Raw genomic sequence first — 16926 nt, 5'->3', positions numbered from 1 at the left:
TTGAAGGTATTAAAAAATGGCAACTATAAAAGACATTGCCAAAAAAGCTGGTGTTTCCATTGCAACCGTATCACGCGTGTTGAATTACGACACAACGCTTTCGGTCAGCGATGAAACAAAAAAGAAAATTTTTGAAGTAGCGGAAGAACTATCTTATAAGAAGAAATCAGCTCGAAAGCAAGAAAACGGGAAAATAGCGGTTCTGCAATGGTATACAGAAAAAGAAGAGCTTGAGGATTTATACTATATGTCTATTCGGCTGGGAGTGGAAAATCGCTGTCAGCACCTTGGGATCCTTGTCTCCAGATATTTTCAGGACAATTACGAAGAATTAAAAGAAGATGATATTCAAGGCTTGGTTGCCATTGGGAAATTTAGCAGCAGACAGGTGAGAGAGCTTCAAGGAATCACCAAAAATATTATTTTCGTTGACACTTCACCGGATGAGGATCGGTTTGATTCGGTGGTCAATGATTTTGAAAGGGCAACGCAGAAAGTACTCGACTATTTAATCGAAAAAGGACACACGAGACTTGGATATATCGGTGGCAGAGAGGTATTCATGGATAAAACCTCTACGATTGAAGATCCAAGAGAACTAACGTTCAAACGATATCTTTTCGACAAAGGACTCCTTCATGAATCGTTTATGTATATTGGGGCCTTCTCCGTTCATGACGGTCATGCTCTGATGAAAAAAGCAATACAAGAGCAAGGTGAAAACCTCCCGACAGCTTTTTTCGCCGGCAATGATTCCATTGCGATTGGGGCGTTAAGGGCTCTGCTTGAGGAAGGGATTCCCGTTCCGGACCGTGTCAATATTATCGGGGTTAACGATATCAGCATTTCCAAGTACGTATACCCAGCCTTAAGTACTGTGAAGGTTTATACAGAGCTCATGGGGGAGACAGCTGTGGATACACTGCTAGAAAGAATTGAAGGCAGAAAAACAGCTAAAAAAATTATGATAGCCACAAAATTAATGATAAGAAATAGCAGTTTTTAAAGAAAAAACAGGGAAATGACTCAAAATAGTCTCCCTGTTTTTTTATTAAGTTAACCTTAAGAATCATAAAGTAAAATATTCGGTGAAACTACTAAACTCGCAAAAAGGAGTTTTATTTCTATGAATATTTTATTAGCAGAAGATGATGCAAGACTTGGCGAGCTAATTGTCTATATGTTAAAAAAGAAAGCAGGTTATAAGGTGGAATGGGTGACGGATGGGGAGGATGCGTTTTATTACGCAACAGCTGCCCATTACGATGTCATTATTATGGACTGGATGATGCCCAATGGGGATGGTGTCCTTGTCTGCCGACGCCTGCGAAAACAAGGTTACTCAGGTCCGATTCTGATGCTCACGGCCAAAGACTCTATTCAGGACCGGATCGAGGGATTGGATTCAGGAGCGGACGATTATCTGGTAAAACCGTTTGAGGTTGGCGAGCTATTAGCCCGGCTGCGAGCCCTTTCCCGCCGTAACTATGCGCCGATTATCGAAGAAGAGGTTCAGATAGAAGATTTAGTGTTAAAGCGAATGAGCCACCAGGTTCGTCTTGGAAGTGAAGAAATTCAATTGTCACCAAGAGAGTTTCAATTGTTGGATTTATTGGTGCAAAATAAGGGACAGGTATTGCCGCGCGAGTTGATTTTGGAACGAATCTGGGGATTGGATTCGGACGTTGCTCCGAAAACCATAGATGCAACAGTCAAGCTCATTCGAAAGAAGTTGGTTCCCTTGAGTAACAAGGAATTCCTGCAAAGTATTAGAGGGGTGGGCTATAAGTTTGAAAACTAGATGGCGTCATCTCCTTTTATTTATAGGGAATCCTCTTGAGAAGGATCTTTTTAGAAGAACGCAAGGCCGGCTAACCCGGATTTATAGTGAACTGCTCATTCTGTTTTTGGTTCTGTTTATTGCTATTGTTTATACTGTTTTACATTTCGTTATTATGAAAAATCAAGAACAGGAATTGCGGACATTATTGGTCCAGGAATCGGATTATATAGAAAATTATTTGGTAAAGAACAATCAAAGTGACTGGAATAAAGAGGATAATCAGGAGCTGGTTTTTGCTGGAGCTAATCAATTTTTTTACTATGTGGTGAACTCAAATGGTGAAATGATCATGGGGAATGAAGATAATCCTCGATTACGCCCGGAATTACTTCGTCTGCTAACCAATCTGGATCACAATGAGACGGGGATGCATCGGGAAACCCTACAAATGAGCGAAAAACCAATGGGGAGAATGAACAGAGGAGAATTTCATGCCACGGGAGAGAATGAAGATCTTCGATTATTGATTGCCAGTCAGCCTATTGTCGTGAAAGGCCAATATATTGGCCAGCTTTATATTGGGAAAGATATTTCTTTTACTTACCATTTGTTCCAGTGGGTCCTAACGATTTTAATCATAATGGGCATTGTCTTTTTCGGGGTCGCCGTCTACATGAGTGTAGTGATGTCGAAAAGAGCAATGGTTCCAATAAGTAAAGCTTTTACTAGACAGCGAGAATTTGTGGGGGATGCCTCTCATGAGCTCCGTACACCTCTTAGTGTATTGTTATCGTCCATTGATGCTATGGAAATGACGATGGACCTTGATGAAAAAGAGTTTGTTGGAAGGCTGCTGTTTAATATGAGACAAGAAGTCAAAAGGATGACAAATTTGGTCGGTGACCTGCTGACCCTTGCACGGTCCGATTCGAATACACTTGAAGTTCGAAATGAGATGTTTGATTTTCATCCGTATGCAGAAAAAGCCGTGGAATCCGTGAAGCCACTGGTGGAAGAGAAGGAAATATTGCTTAGGCTGGAGTCATCGGGTAGCTTGCCGGCTGTAGGAGATCCGGAACGATTATCACAGTTATTATACATCTTGTTGGATAATGCCATTAAATATACCCCCAACCATGGGGAGGTTCTGCTCACGTTAGAAAAAGCAGGAACAGATTTGTGCTTTGCTGTTAAGGATACAGGAATCGGCATAAGGAAGGAAGATATCCCACTGATTTTCGAACGTTTTTATCGGGTGGATAAATCGCGGTCCAGGCAGATGGGTGGTCATGGATTGGGACTGTCGATTGCAAAATGGATTGTGGATACCCATAAAGGAAGCATACGCGTTTCAAGTGAACTAGGCAAAGGAACAACATTCTTGGTGCGAATTCCCCGGGTACTCATAGCCCAGGATGGAACGTAGCAATGAAACATCTACAGAGCCAAAAGAAGTAGACCAGAACGGTCTATTTTTTTTGTTTTTCTAGAATTTTTGCAGGAGAAGGAAAAAGAATCGAGAAGTCTATAAATATCATCATTTTGTTTCGTAAATGACGAGATTTATGTTTTGAAGAATAGTATTTGGCATAAGTACATATAACAAATCTAACGGGATAGAAAGGGGATTTCGTTCGATGTTATCACTGAAGGAAAAAAAGGCGATTTTTCATTCGTTTAAACTGAAGGAGAAGCAAATTAGTCATGGACGGGTTAATTTTGTCTATCCCGAGAGTAAGAAAAAAGGACAGGTCATTGCGACTCAATTGCACCAAAGCGGCAATGGCTATGTTCTTGGGAAATACATGTCTTCGGAACTCATTCGTGATAAAGGATATAAGGTAGATGCGCGTGGATGGATTTCGATTAAGGATTTTTCCGAGGGAGAACTGATACAGGTCATCACGGATGCCATGGATTCCATGTCTGTGAGCTATAACAAGGCGGTGGGGGACAAAAAATCTGTAGCTGTAAACATTACGGAAACATCGAATAAGCAGGAAAAAAAAGAACCTACGATAAATGTAATCAAGGTTTCAGAAGTTCCAGAAGAAACAAAGGAACCTCATGAGACGTCAATCCAATCAAAATCAGTACCACCGAAAAATCACCCCATCGAAGGAAAAGACCCCTATTTACAATATGAAAACTACTCCTGCTCCTATTTATTTGCCTGGGTAGGCCTAAGCTTGTCATTAATGGAAACCGGATTTCTACTATGGAGAAATGCACTCCACAAATACGGAGACATCAAAACTCAAATAAAAAAATAACAAAGAAAAACGAATCCCCCGGCTGCAAATAACAGGGGATTCATAATTTGTAAATACATTACAATTTGTCCGTGTAGCGTGGACAAATTGGCCGCTTTTGTCTTTTTGCGGTGCCTGTCACCAACTTATATTCACAGACTTGCTTTGGGATGTAATGTATAATGTTACATATATTTTTGGTTTAGATCGTGTTTGCATATGGGGGGTTTTATGGGTAGCAGGTGGTCGGTGTTGGCGTATGTGGTGGGTGCTGTGTGTTTTGTCATTAGTTGTTCGATAGCTGTGTTTTATGGGTATAAGGTGTTGACGCATCAGCTACCAATAGAGAATAAGGCTCAGGCTAAGTATCAGTATCATTTTGTGCTGGTGCCGGAGGAACTTGATAATGAGTATTGGCGCCTGGTTGAAAAAGGAGCGAGGGCGGCTGCGATGCAAAACCATGTATTGCTGGAATATGTGGGTCCCGAGCAGGCGAATATCGATGATCATCTTAAGACGATCCAAATGTCAGCTGCTTCCAAGGTGGATGGCATTATGACCCAGGGGTTGAGCGATCAGCAGTTTACTCCGTTAATTAATCGCGTTGTGGAAAAAGGGATCCCTGTCATTACAGTTGATACAGACGCAGCTAATAGCAAACGTCTAGCATACATAGGAACAGATAATTATTTTTCAGGTTATATGGCCGGAAAGGCCTTGATTGCGGATACAAACGGTAAGGCCAATGTGGCCATTATTACTGGAAGTTTTTACAAAAACCATCAGCAGCAGCGGGTCAAAGGTTTTGAGGATGCAGTGAAATCAGAACCGGGAATCCATATAGTGGCTGAGGAGGAATCGAATATCAGCCGGGTAAGGGCCGCTGAAAAGGCGTATCAAATCTTACAAAGTCACCCTGAAGTAACCGCTTTCTTCGGGACGAGCGCCCTTGATGGTATCGGCATTGCCGAAGTTGTTGAAAAATACAAAAGTAAGGATCATCTATATATTATGGGGTTTGACAATCTTCCTGAAACGATCGCTTATATTCGTAAAGGAACGATTCAAGCTACCGTGGTGCAGCAGCCTTTTCAAATGGGCTACGATGCTGTCAATATGATGATTGATATTATAAAAGGTAGAGAGGTCCAGACGGTCGTTCACACAAATACAAGAATCATGCGGGCGAAGGATTTGACAAAGTTACAGCAGGAAGATTTGGAGGGGGTTCGCTAATGCTATTTCGCATCCGTTCTAAATTGTTGCTGTATTTTATTGTACTGGTTGTATTATTAACTTCAGTTGGCGTTATTTTTTACAATAGCAGCGAAAAGGTAGTAGGAGAATATGATGATAGCTTTGAACGATTTCTCCTGCTTAACGATATTTCTCAACGAACCAATTTAATTACAGATAAGCTCCACGCCTATATTCTTGATAAAGAAGTGACCTATCTAAAGGATTATCGTAAAGAGAAAATCCTATTAATTAAAGATCAAAAAAAATTAAATCAAATGATGGATTCTGGTGATATCAGCCTCATAAACTATAAAAATATGATTGAGAGTTTTATAGACGAATGTGATGCAACTGTCGGGGCTTTTGAGGTGGACGATATTAACCGTTACTCTGACCATTTTAATGAAGTGTTAAATATCGCCTCATTTCTTCATGAAAGTACATTGGATATTTTAAATGATAAATTGACTCACTACCAGCAATTTTACGAGCAAATGGATCAACAAAATCATTACTATCGACTAATGTCACTTGCTTTGTTCACAGCAGCATTTTTTCTAAGCACCCTGTTGGCTTTGTGGATTTCGGGCGGAATTACGAAACCAATTAGTCTTCTCTCTAAAGCGGCAAATGAAATAGCAATTGGAAATTTAGCGGGTGAAGATATTAAAATATCTTCAAAGGATGAACTCAAGCCGTTAACAGAGACCTTTAATCAAATGAGGACCAACCTTAGGCAGCTTGTCATGGAAATTAAGCAAAAATCTGAATTGGACAAGCTCTTAAAGGAATTAGAGTTAAAAAGCCTGCAAAATCAAATCAACCCGCATTTTCTGTTTAATACCTTAAACACGGTATCCAAGATGGCCTATTTGGAAGACGCAGACCAAACTTCTAGATTAATCGTTGCTGTAGCTGCCATACTCCGCTATAATTTGGGTGATTTTAATCGGGCTTCCACGCTTCAAGAGGAGGTAAGAATTGTCGAAGAGTACTTCTTTATTCAGCAAACTAGATTTGGGGAACGCATTCAATTTATTACAGAAATTGAAAAAGAATGTTTGGATATTGAAATTCCACGGTTAATTCTGCAACCTTTAATTGAAAACGCCTTCATCCATGGGGTGGAATCCTATGAGGAAAATGGAGAAATCCGCCTCCATATTTATCATTGGGATGAGCGAATCAATGTAGAAGTAATTGATAATGGAAAAGGGATGCCGGAAACTGTAAAAAATAAGCTGCTCCAATATTTGAACCCAGCAGATTCTGAACCGGATGAGTTAGTTGAGTTGCAAAAATCAAAAGGTCATTCCACAAGTATAGGGGTGAAAAATGTAATCAGAAGACTTCAGCTTTTTTATCAACGGAATGACATCGTAGCAATTGAATCAGAACCGGGAAAAGGAACGACTTTTAGATTGATCATACCTGACAATGCCACAAAAGGGGGAGGAGAATCTTGTTAAACATTCTCGTTGTTGATGATGAGGTTCTTGAGAGGAAGGCGTTAACAAAAATTATAAATAGCTCCCAAGAGGGCGTGACAGTCATTGGAGAGGCCCAAAATGGGAGAAAGGCAATTGAAATGGCTAAAGTACTCCGTCCTGACCTAATTTTTATGGATATAAAAATGCCAGGAATAGATGGAGTGCAGGCCGTTAAGGAAATTAGAAAATTTGCGCCAGATATTCGATTTATCATGGTGTCTGCCTTTAATACGTTTGAATATGCCAAGGAAGTCATGCAGCAAGGAGTAAAAGAATATATCTTAAAACCAAGTCGTACCGAAGATATTCTCGCCAGTTTAAACCGGGTGGTTGACGAAATTAGGTCCGAACGCAGACATAAAATTGAACAGCAAAGTCTGATGGAGAATCTAAATCGAGCTGTTTCGATCGCTCAAAAGGAATGGGTTTCATCCATGATTCTAAACCAAATCCAAGATATTTCATTTGATGAATGGGGGGAATTATTGGGGATTGAGATTACTTCAGGATATGTGATGCTGTTCCTTATTGAACCTAAGGAAGGAACCGAAGTATCCTTGGCAGAGAAGAAGAATTGGTATTCATGGTTGAAGGGACACTTGAAATCGGCCCGGGAAAAGGAAGAAATCATGATTGGTCCGATGACAGAAAATCAGGTTCCAGTGCTGATTCTTTGTAAAAATACAACAGAAAAGTACCAACATAAATTAAATGCTCAATCGATCATCGATCAGATCTTCAACCAATTTATAAAGGGCCCTTTCCGTGCAGAATTAAAAATAGGGGTAGGCCTGCTCTATAAGCATGCCTATGAATTAAACCAATCCTATCATGATGCAGTTATGGCCATCGGGCAATTGCAAAATTCTCCGCAGCGAAAATATATCATTTCGAATAAGCGGGATAACAAAGAAATGCCAATTATATCAGAGTTTTTAGAAATAGAGAAAAAATTGTTAGACTCCTTACGTCAAGGTGATGTAAATCAGGTTCTCCGTTTATTTGATACTCTTGTCACAAAACAGGCCGAAAAAGAAAAATGGAAAACACCTGTTTTCATTAAGGCTTTTGATGAATTGTTTATTTTGATTTCCCGCATGCTTCATGACCTTGGCATTAACTATCAGCAGTCCCCTACTTTCGATGCCACGGAAAATCAAAAGAAGACAGTAGAAAAAGCCAAATCGCATTTATTAGCGGTTGTCAACCATGTACAGGCTTGGCGGAATAATCATGCTAAAGGTATGCTTCAAAAAGCAAAGGAATTTATCGAGTCTCACTATTCAGATTCCATAACCTTAGAGCAGGTTGCTGAATACGTGGAACTAAGCCCGTTCTATTTTAGCAAATTATTTAAAGATCGGTTTGGCATGACCTTTATTGATTATTTGACAGAAATTAGAATTAATCGCGCAAAAACAGAAATGGAAAACCCCGGGAAGAGTTTAAAAGAGATTTGTTATTCAGTCGGTTATAGGGATCCCAATTACTTCTCCCGAGTATTTAAAAAGCAGACAGGATTATCGCCGTCTGAGTACCGCAAGGCGATTGTAAGTTAATATATTGTGAGAATACCAGCTTTTTTATTAGAGCTGGTATTTTCTTTTTCAAAAATAGGATTATTTCAACAATATTTCAATCTTTGCAAAAAAGTCTAGAATATCACAATTTAATGCTATACTTTCGACCTATTGTAATAATTTTGCCCATGCTAACATGTATGTAAAGGCTTACAAGTTAAGTGCTTGCAACAGATGAATTTATAAAAAGGAGAATGATGACATGGGTAAAATGAAAAAAGGTTTAATTTTATCATTATCAGTAGCTTCTAGTATTCTACTAGCAACCGGCTGCAGTAGTTCTACAAGCAGCTCTGAGAGCAGCAGCAAGGACAGCAAACTTCCTGCCGTTGGTGCAACCATCTATAAGTTTGACGATAACTTCATGTCTTATGTACGCCGTGCCATGCAGGATGAAGCAAAAGGTAAAATTAATCTTATGCTGAACGACTCTCAAAATGACCAAGCAAAACAAATCGAACAAGTAGATACATTGATTGCAAAAGGTGCAAAGTCATTAGCGATCAACTTGGTTGACCCTAAATCAGCACAAACGATCATTGATAAAGCAAAACCAAAGGACATCCCGGTAATCTTCTTTAATAAAGAGCCGGATGCAAGCGTATTAAAAGGTTATGACAAAGCTTATTTTGTAGGAACAACTTCTTCTGAGTCAGGTGTTCTTCAGGGTGAAATGATTGCGAAAGCATGGGAAGCCAACAAAGACAAGTGGGATAAAAACCATGATGGCAAAATCCAATATGTATTATTAAAAGGTGAACCTGGACACCCAGATGCTGAAGCTCGTACAAAATATGCAGTTGAAACGGTAAAGGATAAAGGCATCGGTGTAGAAGAATTAGCAATGGATACAGCGATGTGGGATGCTACCAAGGCTACTGAAAAAATGGATGCATGGGTGGCAAAATACAGCGATAAGATTGAATTTGTTATTGCGAACAATGACGGTATGGCTCTAGGTGCCATTGCTTCTCTTGAAAAAGCAGGCTATTTCTCCGGCGACAAATTTATGCCGGTTGTAGGTGTTGACGCTATTCCAGAAGCACTTGAAATGATTGAAAATGGCAAAATGGTTGGTTCTGTTCTAAATGATGCGAAAAATCAAGGGAAAGCAACGATTCAGCTTGCTACAAATGCTGCAAACGGTAAAGATGTTTTAGATGGAACAGAGTGGAAGCTTGATGACTCTAAGGCTGTTCGCGTACCATACAAGATCATTACAAAAGACAACCTTCAGGAAGGTAAAGATGCTTATCAATAAGAATAGTAAAAGTGCGTAGTCCGGGGCTTTGACCCCTTAGTCCCCTAGACACTTAAGCTAACAATCAGAAATGCTAGCTTACTAGATCAAACAGCGCCTTTGTCCGGCCCAATCAGGGCAAGGCGCTCCTCGAACGAAGGAAAAGATGTAACTTTTCTTTCGTTCGGGGCTATTCTCCGTTTGGAGCAGGACACCGCCCCAACTAGAAAAATGAAAATCTTTCATGTTGATATGAGAAGCCGGCTCTTCATGCATCTCATATTTTTTAATAGGATAGCGAGGAGGTTCGCTTATGTCAGAAGCCAATAAGGCCAATATTCTTGAAATGCTTAATATAACCAAACGATTTCCCGGGGTGCTTGCCTTAAATAATGTTTCTCTGAAATTAAAGCCGGGATCCGTTCATGCCTTAATGGGGGAAAATGGTGCAGGGAAATCAACTTTAATGAAGTGTCTATTCGGAATTTATTCCATGGATGAAGGGAAAATCCTTCTAGATGGCAAAGAGGTGGTATTTACCAACTCCAAACAAGCTCTTGAAAATGGGGTTTCCATGGTGCACCAAGAATTAAACCAGGTTCGTCAACAAAGTGTTATGGATAATATTTGGCTCGGCCGTTATCCAAGAAAAGGCTTTTTTATCGATGAAAAGAAAATGTATGAAGAAACAAAGAAAATTTTTAAAAGTCTTGACATAAATATTGACCCGCGAAGTAAGGTTGCCACGTTATCCGTTTCTGAAATGCAGATGGTCGAAATTGCTAAGGCTGTCTCCTATAACTCGAAAATTATCGTAATGGATGAACCGACATCATCATTAACCGAGAATGAGGTCAATCATTTATTTAGGATTATTCGCAAACTTCAGAGTGAAAACGTAGCTATAATCTATATTTCTCACAAAATGGAAGAAATTCTTAAAATCTCTGATGAAGTAACGATCATGCGTGATGGTCAGTATATTGCCACCAAAAGTGCGAAGGAAATGACGACTGACGAAATTATCAAACTGATGGTAGGCCGTGATCTATCTCAGCGTTTTCCGGAAAAATTGAATCAGCCGGGGAATGTGATTTTAAAAGTATCAAACCTGACTGCGGAAACACAGCCATCTTTTATTGATGTCAATTTCGAACTGAGGAAAGGGGAAATCCTTGGGATTGCAGGACTTGTTGGTTCGAAGCGGACTGAAATGGTTGAAGCGCTATTCGGGATTAGAGCGATTAATTCTGGAAAGATCGAGTTGCATGGCAAGGAGGTTAAAAATCCTTCACCACAGCATGCGATTAAAAATGGCTTTGCCCTTGTAACAGAAGAAAGAAGATCAACGGGAATTTTTCCGCAGCTAAGCATAAGCTTCAATTCGATTATTTCTAACTTATCACAATACAAAACAGGCGGGGTATTTCTATCAGATGCCAAGGTATACAGTGATACCCAATGGGTGATTGATTCGATGAAGGTCAAAACACCGACACAAAAAACCCCTATCGGAAGCCTTTCCGGCGGAAACCAGCAGAAGGTCATTATCGGCCGTTGGCTGTTAACAAAGCCTGAAATTTTACTGCTAGATGAGCCAACGAGAGGTATTGACGTCGGGGCAAAATTCGAAATTTATCAGTTAATTAACCAATTAGCTTCAGAAGGAAAAGGAATTATCATGATTTCATCCGAAATGCCTGAGCTTCTGGGAGTAACAGACAGAATTTTAGTTATGAGTAATGGAAAAGCGGCCGGAATCGTTGATACGAAAACAACTTCACAAGAAGAAATCATGCGATTGGCAGCTTTGTACTAGGAGGAGATTATATGAATAATCAGGCTTCATCAAAATCCACTATCACCAAATGGCTATTTGACAATGTAATTTATGTATTCTTAATCTTGCTTGTAATTGGGATTGTCATCGCTTCTCCGGACTTTTTATCAGTTACGAACTTGCTAAATATTTTAAGTCAGTCATCGTCACGGATCATCATTGCTCTTGGAATGGCCGGCATCCTGATCACCGCTGGTACTGACCTTTCTGCCGGACGTATGGTTGGTCTTGCTGCGGTGGTCTCAGCTTCCATGTTACAAGCATCTGATTATGCATATAAAATGTATCCGCATTTACACGAATTGCCTCTTATTGTGCCAATTTTACTTGCTATGGTTATTACCGGGCTTATCGGTGCTCTAAACGGTGTCATTGTTGCAAAATTAAACGTGCCTCCGTTTATCGCAACCCTGGGTATGATGATTACGGTTTATGGATTGACATCTATTTATTTTGATCGACCTCCATACGGTGCACAGCCAATTGGTGGTCTAAGTAAAACTTTTACAACTTTTGCTCAAAAGGGTATCCCTGTAGGATCCTATGAAATTCCTTACCTAATTTTCTATGCCATTATCGCTACAATTTTAATTTGGGTTCTTTGGAACAAAACGCAATTTGGTAAAAATATGTATGCCATTGGAGGCAACCCGGAAGCAGCCAAAGTTTCAGGAGTTAATGTGGCCAAGTATCTCATTCTCATTTACATGCTTGCCGGAGCACTTTACGGCTTCTCCGGAACACTAGAAGCAGGACGCGTCGGCAGTGCCACCAACAACACAGGAAACATGTATGAATTAGACGCCATCGCAGCCTGCGTAGTCGGCGGCGTATCCCTATCAGGCGGCGTCGGATCCGTCCCAGGCGTCATCACAGGCGTACTCATCTTCCAAATCATCAACTACGGCCTAGCCTTCCTAGGCGTAAGTCCATACATCCAATTCATCGTCAAAGGCGCCATCATCGTCGTCGCAGTAGCCTTCGACATGCGCAAACACGCGAAGAAGAAATAATTGGGTAACAACTTGGGTGACAGGCACCGCTTGTGGACAATTGTCCGTCACCAGTGGACATAAAATAATCAAAAAAGGTATCTTCCTTTTGGGAGGGTACCTTTTTTGTTTTGGATATTGGATTGCCTATTTGTGCGTTAGGAATGTAGAATGATGTCAGCGGGTTTCTTTTACTGGAATGGACGGGGAGTGGGCGTTAATCGTGAGCGGATATATTTATAGATTGGTAGATAGGTCGAAAAGGTTGTTATTTGGGAGTTTGCGTACGAAAATGGTGCTGTATTTTATTGTGGTGGCGCTTATTCCTCTTTTATTATTTGGTTTTCTTTCCTATCAAAAATCTTCTTCGATTGTTAACCGCCAATATAATAATTATGAAAAGTTTGCCGTATCCCAGCTTGAAACACAGTTGGACAATACGATCGAGCAAATGTATGTGGTTGCAAATGATATTCATCAATATTTATCCGACCCGACTTTAATTGTCCTGAAAGAAGAGGCCCCCAAGACATACGAAGGATTTATTGAAAAGAAGAATTTTGAAAGATATCTTGAGGCACATAAAACGTTTAATACGAAAGGAATCTATTTAATTACCAGATCAGGATATTACTATGGAAGCAACCTGCTTAATACAGAGAATCTGTTTAACATGCCATTTTGGCAGGAAGCGAGTCGGCTGAGTCAGGGAGAAAGCTGGATTGGCTTTTACAAAGCCGATTATTATCAAGATCGTCCGCCTGCAAATATGATTGGCCTAGTTCTTCCTATTCAAAGTCAATATGGAATATTAACAGGAAGCAAACTTCTCGTAGAAACGAAGGCCGATGAACTATTTTCCTATATCCGTTTTTTAGAAAAGGATGTCCACGCCTTTGTGACGATTCGAAATGAAAAAAACAATGTATTATATCAAACAAAAAGTAAACGCGAGGAACTTTCAAGTGACATTGTCAGAAAAACTACACTAAAATCCTATAACTGGAAAGTGGAAGTCCGGGTACCCAAAAGACTATTCTATCAATCTTCTAATGTCATTTTTAATTATACGATTTTAGGAAACTTTTTTTCGATTCTCCTTGCCAGCCTTCTCGCAATGATATTTTCTGCGCCAATTGCAAAGAGGATTAGAAAGCTGAAGGAGTCAATGGAACGGGTCAGTGCCGGTGAATTGGAAACTAGAATTCCAGTCAAGGAACATGATGAAATCGGCAATTTGTCACTAAGCTTTAATAGCATGGTTCAGCAGCTTAAGGAATTAATTGAGGAAATAAACGAAACAGAAAGGTTAAAAAGAAAAGCAGAATTAAGAGCATTTCACTATCAAATCAATCCGCATTTATTATTCAACACCCTGAACTCTATTCAATGGAAAGCAAGGCTTTCGAATGCTAAGGAAGTTCAGTTGATGATTTACCATTTAACTGAGGTTCTTCATGAAAACCTCAATTTTTCTGATGAATTGGTTCCCTTGAGAAAAGAACTTAAAACCATTAGCCATTATTTAAAAGTTCAGGAGATCCGTTATGGACATATGTTTTCCTATGAGGAAAATGTTTCACCAGAATGTGTTGAATTTTTAATACCGAGGCTGTCCCTGCAGCCGCTATTTGAGAATATCTTTTTTCATGCCTTTGAGGATGGGAAAGGGAGAATTACTTTGGCTATTGAGGAAAAATCTGAAATTCTGGAATTAACTTTAGTTGATAATGGTAAAGGAATGAGTGAGGAAACGGCAAGGAGTCTATTAAGGCCACATCCAGTGAATGAGAAGGGGCATGGAATCGGAGTTTATAATGTGGATCAACGGCTAAAGCTTCATTTTGGCAATGAATACGGACTGAGGATAAATACTACACCAGGGCAAGGTACGATCATCATCATGTGCTGGCCGAAAAGGAGTGCTTCCAATGATAAAAGTAATCATAATTGATGATGAATACATTGTTAGGAAAGGCTTAATTGCAACGATTGATTGGCAAAAATTCGATATGGAAGTTTGCGGAGATGCAGCCAACGGGCAAAAGGGGTTGGAATTATTTCTTGAACACTCACCCGAGGTAGTTATAACGGATATTGTCATGCCTGAGATGAATGGAATAGAATTGGCACGAAAAATAAAACAAAAGGCCCCGGGGACGAAAATTCTTTTGTTAAGTTGTCATCGCGATTTTGAGTTTGCCCAGGAGGGGATTAGGCTTGGTGCGGCTGGCTACATATTAAAAACGGCTTTCCAAGATGAGGAATTTGAAGAGTACCTGACTCAATTTGCAAATGAGATTGGAAAAGGGAAGAATAGTTCTTCTGCTATCCCGGCGACGGCACTCACAAAAGAGTTTTATGAATGGCTATGCGGGTTTGATAATTCTTTTGCATCCATACTGGAGGATAAATGTAAGGGTGAATGGAGTTGGATCCATCAACCTTTTTACATCTACCATTTAATTCACCTGGGCCAAGGAATATCATCAGTGGAACAACATATGGACATTTTGTTTCCAGATATCACAACAAAAATTATCTGTGGACACGATCAATGCTTTATGTTTATTCCCCAGGTCTTACATAAACATTTTGAGACTTTGTTGATAAAAGCGAAACAAAATTTCCCGGCACTCCAATGGAATGTAAACGGACCTAATATTGGAACAGACCAATGGTTGACTGGAGTTCATTTTTTATATAGTAATTTTAAAATTGAGCAGCAATTTAATGTTTCAATTGATCAATGGCCTGAGCCGATCCAAAAGGCCGTTCAGATGATTATAGATGATCTTTCTCATTCCTTTTCATCAGTAGAGATTGCCCAAAAAGTGAATTTGAGCAGAAGTCATTTCAGTACGCTTTTTAAAAAATCGGTGGGGGAAAGCTTTTACAATTTTACGGAAAAATTCAAACTAAATGCAGCTTGCGAGTTGCTTGAGGCCACCTCGCTAACGTTACAGCAAATTGGTGAGAAGATTGGCATTCAGGACGGAAAATATTTTAGCAAATGGTTTAAAAAATGCACCGGATTGACTCCATCTGAGTACCGTCAAACAAAAAGACGAAACAGCTAGAACAAATTCGCCCCTGTACCATAACAGTTGGTAAATATAAAACATTATTACGAAAAAGTGAAGATGAATTTATGTGTGAGACCGCTTTCGTTAAAGATACAATGAAAGCGGTTAAATTTTTATATTTATTTGAGGGGGAAAGACTAAATGAAGAAAGTCAGCATTATGGCAATGATTGTGTTGCTGGTAAGCATGTTTTCCTTGGCAGCCTGCTCGAAATCCAGCTCCGGAGAAAATTCTTCTGGATCAAAAAGTGACAATCAGGGCGGCAAGGGAAATACAACACTGAGATTTGCGACTTGGGATACTGGTGAGGCGTTAAAGATCCAACAACAAATCGCTAAAAAATTTGAAGAAAAAAATCCTGGTGTGAAAGTCCAAGTTGAGCCGTACGGTGATGGATTTGACCAAAAGCTTGCTGCTTCGTTTGGAGCAAAAAATCCCCCGGATGTCATGTATATGTGGAATTTTCCTGCGTATTATGATTCCCTTGAACCACTGGATAAGTATTTAGAAGGTGATTCTGAATTGGATTTAAACGATTTTTATCAGGGATTATTCAATTATTCAAGCATGGACGGCAAAACTTATGGAATGCCAGCAGGTTTTACTACCAGAGTGGTGTACTATAATAAGGATTTATTTGACAAGGCCAATATTCCTTATCCAAAGGACGGCTGGACGTGGGATGAGTTCAAACAAATTGCCAAGAAATTATCTGACCCGGCCAAAAAACAATATGGTTTTGGAGTCGTGCCGGAACCGGATACGTATGATCTCCAAGGACTTGTGTGGAGTAATGGGGGCAGTTTCATCAGTAAGGATGGAAAGAAGATCAAAGATGTTATGAACAGTCCGGAGACTGTACAGGCAGTCAGTGTCTTAAGTGAGCTTTTAAAACAGAAAAGTGCGGTACTTGTTGGCGGGAAAAACCAACAAAGCGGCGATGATATTTTTAAAGCCGGAAAAATTGCCATGTGGGAAAGCGGCATCTGGCCATTGCAAGGATTCAAGGAAGCAAAAATCAATTTTGGAACGGTTGAGGTTCCATCCTTTGAAGGTAAGCCTTCAAAAGGTGTGATTGCTGCATCTGCGATTTCTATTGCAAAGGATTCAAAAAACAAGAACCTAGCTTATAAATTTGTGAAATTCTACTCTTCTCCGGAAGCAATTAAGATGCGTACAGCAGATTTACCAGTAAGAATCAGTGTTGTAAAAGAAATGAATATGGAACAAGATCCGATGATTAGTCCTTTTTATAAAATGTTGGAACGCTCAACAGATACACCTGCATTCCTTTTAAATAAAAATTGGAAGGATATCAATCGTAACCTGTCATCTGCCATCAATGCCATCATGCTCGGGCAGGATGCGAAGACGTTATTGAACCAAGCAGTAAAAGACTCTGAGAAATACGTTAAGTAAGAAAT

13 protein-coding genes are annotated in these 16926 nt (G+C 39.8%); all 13 read left to right on the top strand.

Annotated features, from left to right (window positions below):
- The first annotated feature begins 16 nt into the window (after positions 1 to 16).
- Positions 17 to 1006 carry a LacI family DNA-binding transcriptional regulator gene (locus ACI3K6_RS13305; protein ID WP_435555201.1) on the top strand — a complete coding sequence of 330 codons (990 nt, stop codon included), beginning with the start codon at positions 17 to 19 and terminating at the stop codon, positions 1004 to 1006.
- A 120-nt stretch (positions 1007 to 1126) separates the two neighbouring features.
- Positions 1127 to 1801 (top strand): response regulator transcription factor, encoded by a 675-nt coding sequence (locus tag ACI3K6_RS13300; RefSeq protein ID WP_435555200.1) that lies wholly within the window; start codon positions 1127 to 1129, stop codon positions 1799 to 1801.
- The gene (locus ACI3K6_RS13295; protein ID WP_435555199.1) at positions 1791 to 3209 is read left to right on the top strand and encodes a sensor histidine kinase; all 1419 of its coding nucleotides are present in this window, start codon (positions 1791 to 1793) and stop codon (positions 3207 to 3209) included. Before ACI3K6_RS13300 ends, ACI3K6_RS13295 begins: the two co-directional genes overlap by 11 nt.
- Before the next feature lie 211 nt (positions 3210 to 3420).
- The gene (locus ACI3K6_RS13290; RefSeq protein ID WP_435555198.1) at positions 3421 to 4056 is read left to right on the top strand and encodes a hypothetical protein; all 636 of its coding nucleotides are present in this window, start codon (positions 3421 to 3423) and stop codon (positions 4054 to 4056) included.
- 210 nt (positions 4057 to 4266) lie between these two features.
- Positions 4267 to 5271 (top strand): sugar-binding protein, encoded by a 1005-nt coding sequence (locus ACI3K6_RS13285; protein WP_435555197.1) that lies wholly within the window; start codon positions 4267 to 4269, stop codon positions 5269 to 5271.
- The gene (locus ACI3K6_RS13280) at positions 5271 to 6743 is read left to right on the top strand and encodes a sensor histidine kinase (RefSeq protein ID WP_435555196.1); all 1473 of its coding nucleotides are present in this window, start codon (positions 5271 to 5273) and stop codon (positions 6741 to 6743) included. Before ACI3K6_RS13285 ends, ACI3K6_RS13280 begins: the two co-directional genes overlap by 1 nt.
- A complete protein-coding gene (locus ACI3K6_RS13275; RefSeq protein ID WP_435555195.1) occupies positions 6737 to 8323 on the top strand; it encodes a response regulator in 1587 nt (528 codons plus the stop codon). Before ACI3K6_RS13280 ends, ACI3K6_RS13275 begins: the two co-directional genes overlap by 7 nt.
- 223 nt (positions 8324 to 8546) lie before the next feature.
- On the top strand, positions 8547 to 9605 hold the full coding sequence (gene mglB, locus ACI3K6_RS13270; protein ID WP_435555194.1) for a galactose/glucose ABC transporter substrate-binding protein MglB: 1059 nt from the start codon (positions 8547 to 8549) through the stop codon (positions 9603 to 9605).
- Between the two features lie 292 nt (positions 9606 to 9897).
- Positions 9898 to 11403: a galactose/methyl galactoside ABC transporter ATP-binding protein MglA gene (mglA, locus tag ACI3K6_RS13265; protein ID WP_435555193.1), complete on the top strand. Its 1506-nt coding sequence runs from the start codon at positions 9898 to 9900 to the stop codon at positions 11401 to 11403.
- 11 nt (positions 11404 to 11414) lie between these two features.
- Positions 11415 to 12437, top strand: coding sequence for a galactose/methyl galactoside ABC transporter permease MglC (gene mglC / locus ACI3K6_RS13260; RefSeq protein ID WP_335476582.1), 1023 nt, complete (start codon positions 11415 to 11417; stop codon positions 12435 to 12437).
- A 271-nt stretch (positions 12438 to 12708) separates the two neighbouring features.
- Entirely contained in the window at positions 12709 to 14370 is a 1662-nt protein-coding gene (locus ACI3K6_RS13255) for a sensor histidine kinase (RefSeq protein ID WP_435555192.1), read from the top strand.
- On the top strand, positions 14348 to 15496 hold the full coding sequence (locus tag ACI3K6_RS13250) for a response regulator transcription factor (RefSeq protein ID WP_435555191.1): 1149 nt from the start codon (positions 14348 to 14350) through the stop codon (positions 15494 to 15496). The genes ACI3K6_RS13255 and ACI3K6_RS13250 overlap by 23 nt, the downstream gene beginning before the upstream one ends.
- Positions 15497 to 15643: 147 nt before the next feature.
- Positions 15644 to 16921 carry an ABC transporter substrate-binding protein gene (locus tag ACI3K6_RS13245; protein ID WP_435555190.1) on the top strand — a complete coding sequence of 426 codons (1278 nt, stop codon included), beginning with the start codon at positions 15644 to 15646 and terminating at the stop codon, positions 16919 to 16921.
- The last annotated feature ends 5 nt before the right edge of the window (positions 16922 to 16926 follow it).

It is taken from the genome of Neobacillus solisequens (genome assembly GCF_051233465.1).
Lineage (GTDB): Bacteria > Bacillota > Bacilli > Bacillales > Cytobacillaceae > Neobacillus.
Note: the sequence above shows the minus strand (reverse complement) of the source record. Positions and strands in the feature narration are given on the sequence as shown.

Bases quoted from the DNA above. Each gene is read 5' to 3' on its own strand.
- mglA (WP_435555193.1), top strand. From the start codon at position 9,898: ATGTCAGAAGCCAATAAGGCCAATATTCTTGAAATGCTTAATATAACC.
- ACI3K6_RS13280 (WP_435555196.1), top strand. From the start codon at position 5,271: ATGCTATTTCGCATCCGTTCTAAATTGTTGCTGTATTTTATTGTACTG.
- mglC (WP_335476582.1), top strand. From the start codon at position 11,415: ATGAATAATCAGGCTTCATCAAAATCCACTATCACCAAATGGCTATTT.
- ACI3K6_RS13250 (WP_435555191.1), top strand. From the start codon at position 14,348: ATGATAAAAGTAATCATAATTGATGATGAATACATTGTTAGGAAAGGC.
- ACI3K6_RS13290 (WP_435555198.1), top strand. From the start codon at position 3,421: ATGTTATCACTGAAGGAAAAAAAGGCGATTTTTCATTCGTTTAAACTG.
- ACI3K6_RS13300 (WP_435555200.1), top strand. From the start codon at position 1,127: ATGAATATTTTATTAGCAGAAGATGATGCAAGACTTGGCGAGCTAATT.
- ACI3K6_RS13285 (WP_435555197.1), top strand. From the start codon at position 4,267: ATGGGTAGCAGGTGGTCGGTGTTGGCGTATGTGGTGGGTGCTGTGTGT.
- ACI3K6_RS13305 (WP_435555201.1), top strand. From the start codon at position 17: ATGGCAACTATAAAAGACATTGCCAAAAAAGCTGGTGTTTCCATTGCA.
- mglB (WP_435555194.1), top strand. From the start codon at position 8,547: ATGGGTAAAATGAAAAAAGGTTTAATTTTATCATTATCAGTAGCTTCT.
- ACI3K6_RS13245 (WP_435555190.1), top strand. From the start codon at position 15,644: ATGAAGAAAGTCAGCATTATGGCAATGATTGTGTTGCTGGTAAGCATG.
- ACI3K6_RS13255 (WP_435555192.1), top strand. From the start codon at position 12,709: ATGGTGCTGTATTTTATTGTGGTGGCGCTTATTCCTCTTTTATTATTT.